The following is a 6,498-nucleotide window of genomic DNA, read 5'->3' on the forward strand; positions in this document are numbered from 1 at the left end:
GATTCCCCTGCTATGGTTGCCGCCGGCTGGCACCGTCGGATTCTTGTTGTGCCATTGCCAGACGCTGGCGGCGTTCGGTCCAGCCCCCCTGGGGGTCCCGCACGGTCTCGACCAGCGCCAGTGCACGCGACTCGACATCAACGACCCTGCCGTAATCCCGGCCCAGATAGTCGCCCTCGAACAGTCGATGGACCCGGCCATCCGGCGCCGCGACCAGGCCCGACGGGGTGTTGCCCACCGTCAAGGTACCGACCAGGGTCAGGCTATCGAGCTCGAAGGCCTCCAGAGGCTGGCGCGGTCGATCGGCATCGGGTAGCGGCGCCCTGTCCACCGGTTCGACCGGCTCGTCGTGCTCGGCCACGAAAGGGCTGCGACGCTGGCTCTGGTCATAGTCGGCGGTGGCGTATTGCGGCATCTGCGGCAGCGCGGCGATCTGCCCCTCGGGCTTGTGTCGCAGGGCGTCCAGCTGCGTCTCCAGCGCTCCCAGGTCGGCATCCTGACATCCGGCGAGCAGGCCACTGGCGATGAGCATCCCGACCAGCAAGAGGCGATTCACGCTCACGATTTCCCCCTCCCCGGCTTGGCATCGACGCCGGGTCCGGCGTCCTCTCGATACCGGTAGGTCTTGGCCAGCATCGACAGCCGGAGACGATCCTCCACCGGCGTCAGTATGAAATCGTGCAGCGTGACGATACGCGGCATGGCGGCGACCCGAGCCAGAAACGAGGCAATCTGATGGAAGTCTCCGCGCACCTGGATGTCGAAGGGCTGCTCGATGTAGAACTCCCGCTCCACTGCCGGGCGCAACTTGAGGCTATCGATATCGAGCTGCTGCTCGCGCGCCGCGTCACTGATGGCGTCCAGCAGCGCCGGCACCTCCGCATCGCTGGGCAGCATTTCGAGCACCCGCTGCATCCGGGCCTGCAGCTCGCTCATCTGGCGTTTCATCGCCGGGAGATTGACGGCCTGGTAGGAGAGCGTCTCGAAGCGCTGCAGCGCCTCCTGCTCCTGCACCATCAACCGCTGATGCACTTCCCGGGGCGATGAGGCCAGCAACCACTGCGCCCCCCAGAACGACGCCAACAGGAGCGCCGCGGCGATCATCACCTGCAGGCCGGCGGGCCAGTTGCCGGCCTCCTTGATATCCAGTTCGCGCCACTGCAGTTCACGCAACTGGCGCCACTGTTCGCCCGCCGTCGCGCGCAGCCTCGTCACGCTCCGGAGGCGCATCGTCGGACGCCTCACGACCCGGCCCCCGTCACGCTGCCATCGACCGGGTGCTGATCGACACTCATGTGAAAACGCTTGGCCGCCGCGGGCCCTTCTGCCGACTGCACGTCCGAGAGCAGCGGGGTGGCGAACGCCGGACTGTGATCCAGCGCTCGCATCTGGTCGGATACCTGACGATTGGAAGCCGCGACGCCGCTGAGTTCGAGCCGGCTCTCCTTGCGCTCCAGCTCGGTGTAATAGACGCCATCGACCAGCGTGGCCGTCAGTTGATCGAGGACACGAATGGTCAGCGGTCGGCTCGACTGGAGCTCGCCGATCACTTCGATCTGCTTCAGCATGCGCTCCCGCAGCTCGCGGAAATCGCGCATCGCCTGGATATCGCGGGTGAGGGCCTCGGTATCGCGCTGAATCAGCGCGACCCGGGCCTGCCCCGCGCGAACCAGCGACTTTTCATGCAGAGAGAGGCCCCAGCCGAGCAGCAGACCCACCAGCAGCATCAGCAGCAAGCCCTGCTTGAACCGACGAGTCCGGTGGACGCGACGCTGCTCCCGCCAAGGCAGGAGATTGATCTCGATCCTCATGACAGGGCTCGCATAGCGAGGCCGCAGGCAGTGAGCATCGCCGGCGCGTCCGCGGCCAGGGCACCCACGTCCAGCCGCGAATGGACCCGCATCTGGTGAAAGGGATTGGCGAGCGTCGCCTCGAGGCCGCTCTGGGCACGCAGCCGCTCGGCGAACCCCGGCAGCGCGCTGGATCCGCCGGCGAGAACGAGGCGTCGAACCTGCTGCTGGCCCGCAGCGGTGTAGTAGAGCTGCAACGAGCGGCCGACGTGCTGGATCAGGGTGTCGATGAACGGCAACAGCACCTGCTGGCGATAGTCGTCGGGCAACCCACCTCGCTTCTTGGCCCGGCCGGCTTCGTCGAAACTCATCCCGTAGCGCTTGCTGATGGCGTCGGTGAGCTGCCGCCCGCCACAGAGATTGTCCCGGCTATAGACGATCCGGCCGCCCTTGAGGACGTGGAAGGCACAGAGATTGGCGCCGATGTCGACCAGCGCCGTGCTGTCATCCTCTTCCTCCGCCTCCCGCAGGGCACGGCAGACCCGCTCCAGCGCGAAGCCCTCCACATCCACGGCCACCGCCTCCAGCCCCACCGCTTCCATGGTCGAGGTGAGCGTCTCGATATCCTGCAGACGGCAGGCCACCAGCAGGATCTCCTGCTGATCGGGATAGCGGGCATGGCGATGCATGCGCTGGAAGTCGAAGGCAACTTCGTTGAGCGGGAACGGAATGTACTTTTCGGACTCCATCTGGATCCGGGCTTCGATCTCCTCGTCGCTGAGCGAGACCGGCAGCGACAGCACCCGAGTGATGGCAGCCGAGTTGGGCACCGCCACCACGGCGCGGCGAGACCGCGGTTGCGCATGCTCGACCGCCCGGCGCAGCGTATCAACGACCTCGCTCTTGTCGCGGATTCGTCTCTCGACGACAGCCCCCTCGCGCAGGGGACGAACCGCGTAGCTGTCGATTCTCAGGCCGCCGGCGTGACGCTCCAGCTCCAGCAGCTTGACGGTAGCGGAGGTAATGTCCACCCCGACCAATCCATGGGAGGATCTTTTCAAGCGCAACACTGTCTCACCTCGCCGGAACTCGAAAATCCTAATCGAAGTTAACGGCGGCCCGACGGGCAACTTGAGACATTTCGTTACACTTATTTCTCGTTGCTTGCAGGAAGCGGCGGGTACGAAACTGGCCCCGGCTCTATCGCATCCATATAATGCCCCGGTACTGAATCATGTCCGAAGCTAGGGATAGCGGGCACGCTCGCGGCCGGACCGCCACCAGTCAAGGATCACCTCTTTCTATGAAGCTTTTTACCCGCTTACTGACGACCGCCTTCTGGCTGCTGCTGTCGCTATGCGCCGGAGTCGTGCTGGCAGTCGTCGGCGCAGGGCTCTATTTCGCGCCTGGCCTGCCGGATGTGCGCCAGCTCCAGAACTACGAGCTTCAGACACCGCTGCGAATCTACACCGAGGACGACAAGCTGATCGGCGAATATGGCGAGGAGCGCCGGATGCCGATCAGCTACGATCAGATCCCGAAACCGCTGATCGATGCGCTACTGGCGGCCGAGGATGCCAACTTCTACAACCACCCCGGCGTCGATCCGAAAGGTCTGCTGCGCGCGGCGGTGGAATTGGCCTCTTCCGGAGGCATCCAGTCCGGTGGCAGCACCATCACCATGCAGGTGGCGCGCAACTACCTGCTGACCCTGGATCAGACCTTCACCCGCAAGATCCGCGAGATCCTGCTGGCGCTGCAGATGGAACAGATCCTGAGCAAGCCGGAGATTCTCGAGCTCTATGTCAACAAGATCTATCTGGGCCACCGCTCCTACGGCGTCGCTGCCGCTGCCAATACCTACTACGGCAAGCCGCTGGCCGATCTGACGCTACCGCAGTACGCCATGATCGCGGGCCTCCCCAAGGCCCCCTCCAGCTTCAATCCGCTGGCCAACCCCGAGCGCGCCCTGATCCGACGCAACTGGATCCTCTACCGCATGCGTGAGCTCGGCTCGATCGACCAGGCCAGCTACGAACAGGCCGTCAAGGCGCCGATCACGGCCAGCCGCCATGTTGCGCAGTCGGAGGTCGACGCTCCCTATGTTGCTGAAATGGCACGCGCCTATGCGGTCGAGCGGTTCGGTGACAAGGCCTACACCGACAACATCCGCATCACGACCACGCTCGACAGTCGTCTGCAGACCGAGGCCCGCAATGCGCTGGTACAGGGCCTGATCGACTACGACACCCGCCACGGCTGGCGTGGACCGGAGGAGAAGGATGTGCCTCCGAGCCTGGTCGAAGCGCAGGATCGCACCGAGCGGCAGGGCCTGGAAGAGGAGCTCTCGGAGTCCCCGGAGGTCATCCAGACCGCCCGCCAGGCAGCCCAGAGCAGCGAGGCCAACATCGAAGGGGTCGATGGCGACGTCAGCAACTGGCTCAAGGTGCTGGAACGCACGCCGGCCTACGGCCCGCTCCAGCCGGCCATCGTGACCGAGACCGACGGCAAGCAGATGCGCGTGCTCAATGCCGACGGCAAGGTCATCACGCTGGACTGGGACGGCCTCAAGTGGGCCCGCGTCTACCACAGCGCCAAATGGCGGGGCGACGTGCCCGCCAATGCCGAGGCGATCGCCCAGCGCGGCGACCTGGTCCGCATTCTGAAGAGCGGCGACAGCTGGCGGCTGTCGCAGCGTCCCGGTGCCGAGGGCGCGATCGTGGTGCTCGACCCGCAGACCGGTGCCATCGAGGCGCTGCAGGGCGGCTTCAGCTTTGCCGCCAGCAAGTTCAACCGCGCGATTCAGGCGCAGCGCCAGGTCGGCTCCAACTTCAAGCCCTTCGTCTATCTGGCGGCGCTGGAGGAAGGCGGCATGACCGCGGCGACGATCATCAACGATGCCCCGGTGGTGATGTCCCAGTACAGCGGTGACGACTGGCGCCCCGAGAACGCCGAGCGCCAGTTCCAGGGGCCGACGCGCCTGAGGGTCGGGCTTTACACCTCGCGTAACCTGGTGACCATTCGCGTACTGCAGTCGCTGGGGCTCGACAACGCGTTGAACTTCCTCGAGCGCTTCGGCTTCTCCCGGGACCGCCTGCCGCACGGGTTGTCGCTGGCACTGGGCAGTGCCTCGCTGACGCCGCTGGAGATCGCCAACGCCTACGCGGTACTGGCCAACGGCGGCTTCCAGGTCTCGCCCTGGTACATCCAACAGGTCACCCAAGGCAGCCAGAACACCGTGGTCGAAAAGGCCAACCCGCTGGTGGCCTGCCGCGACTGCGCGCCCGATGCGACCCAGACCGAAGTCGACGGCGAACCACGCCGCATCGCCCCCAGAGTGGTCGACCCGGATGCGCTCTACATCCTGCGCAGCATCCTGCGGGACGTCATCGAGCGTGGCACCGGGCGCGGCGCGCTGTCGCTCGACCGTGCCGACATCGTCGGCAAGACCGGCACCACCAACGATCAGCGTGACGCCTGGTTCTCCGGTTTCAACAACTCACTCGTCACGACGGTATGGGTCGGCAAGGACGACAACACCACGACCGCGGAATATGGTGCACAAGCCGCCCTGCCGATCTGGAAGGCGTTCATGGGACCGGCCCTGAAAGGGACCCCCGAGGTCATTCCGAAGGCGCCCGATGATATCGTCCAGGTACGCATCGATCCGAAAACCGGCAAGCGGCTGCATGACGATCAGTCCGGCGGCATCAGCGAGATCTTCCGCAAGGACAATCTGCCCGAGTACCAACCTCGCGGGATCCGCCCTGAACTGGAAGATGAGAGCGGTTCGCAAGGCACTGGCACTTTCGAAGCCATCTTCTGATACATTGGTCGGGGCCTCGAGCCCCGACCCATTCGTTCCACACTCGCTCTTCACCGCAACAGGACGTCGCAGCGAAGCTGAGAGAGATGTCATGCCCCTGCCTAGTTGCCGCTGGTGGCTGCTGGTCTCCTGCCTGATGGCATCCCCATCATATGCGGACCTTTTCTACGCGCCGCCGGCACCGGACGAAAATGCGCCCAACTTCAGTGGCAGCGCGGAACTCGGCTACACCAAGCTGACCGGCAACACCAACACCCAGACCCTGCTCGCCAAGGGACGCCTGACCTGGCTGACCGGTCGCTATACCCACACCTTTCGCGCCGAGACCCGCAGCGTCCAGGACAACGACAACACCACGTCGGAGCGATACCTGGTTGGCGCCCGCGAGCGCTACGAGCTGGCGGACGACAACTACCTGTTCGGATTCGCACGCTGGGAGCGTGACCGATTCAGCGGCTACGACTCGCAGTTCACGACCATTGCCGGTTACGGGCGCCAGATCCTGGTCGGTCCGACGCACACCCTCTCGGCCGAGGTCGGGCCGGGCTATCGCCATGACGTCTATGCCGACGACAGCGACGATGACGATGACGACGCTTACGAAGGCGGCAGCAGCGACGATCTGGCGCTGGCCTACGCGGCGCTGGACTATACCTACAACTTCAGTGACGACATCTCCTTCGATCAGGAGCTGTCGGCGGAAGCGACTCACATCAGTGTCACTACCCGTTCACTCTCGTCGATCACGTCGCAATTGAACTCTCACCTCGCGCTGCGCGTCTCCTACGATGCCAGGAGCAACACTCATCCGCCGCCGGGCGCCGAAGCACGCACCGACACCACGACCTCGGTCTCGATTCTCTATGGCTGGTGACGGCAGCC

General features: G+C 65.0%; 6 protein-coding genes. 2 read left to right on the plus strand and 4 right to left on the minus strand.

What is annotated here, in order from left to right; genetic code table 11:
- Positions 1–10 precede the first annotated feature (10 nt).
- The 4 genes from DOM45_RS07240 to pilM are packed head-to-tail and all read right to left on the minus strand — an operon-like array spanning position 11 to position 2,857.
- Complete coding sequence (locus tag DOM45_RS07240) at positions 11–556, minus strand: pilus assembly protein PilP (RefSeq protein ID WP_240612311.1); 546 nt, start codon at positions 554–556, stop codon at positions 11–13.
- 2 nt (positions 557–558) lie between these two features.
- Complete coding sequence (locus tag DOM45_RS07245) at positions 559–1,230, minus strand: type IV pilus inner membrane component PilO (protein ID WP_110598933.1); 672 nt, start codon at positions 1,228–1,230, stop codon at positions 559–561.
- Between the two features lie 11 nt (positions 1,231–1,241).
- Positions 1,242–1,811, minus strand: coding sequence for a PilN domain-containing protein (locus DOM45_RS07250; RefSeq protein ID WP_110598935.1), 570 nt, complete (start codon positions 1,809–1,811; stop codon positions 1,242–1,244).
- On the minus strand, positions 1,808–2,857 hold the full coding sequence (pilM, locus tag DOM45_RS07255) for a type IV pilus assembly protein PilM (RefSeq protein ID WP_110598937.1): 1,050 nt from the start codon (positions 2,855–2,857) through the stop codon (positions 1,808–1,810). The genes DOM45_RS07250 and pilM overlap by 4 nt, the downstream gene beginning before the upstream one ends.
- A 236-nt stretch (positions 2,858–3,093) precedes the next feature.
- Here pilM and DOM45_RS07260 point away from each other — a divergent pair, with 236 nt between their 5' ends.
- Together DOM45_RS07260 and DOM45_RS07265 are read left to right on the plus strand one after the other, a co-directional pair.
- On the plus strand, positions 3,094–5,616 hold the full coding sequence (locus DOM45_RS07260) for a penicillin-binding protein 1A (protein ID WP_110598939.1): 2,523 nt from the start codon (positions 3,094–3,096) through the stop codon (positions 5,614–5,616).
- Between the two features lie 91 nt (positions 5,617–5,707).
- Entirely contained in the window at positions 5,708–6,490 is a 783-nt protein-coding gene (locus tag DOM45_RS07265; RefSeq protein ID WP_110598941.1) for a DUF481 domain-containing protein, read from the plus strand.
- The last annotated feature ends 8 nt before the right edge of the window (positions 6,491–6,498 follow it).

This window comes from Salinicola lusitanus, from assembly GCF_003206045.1.
In the GTDB taxonomy this organism is placed as follows: Bacteria; Pseudomonadota; Gammaproteobacteria; order Pseudomonadales; family Halomonadaceae; genus Salinicola; species Salinicola lusitanus.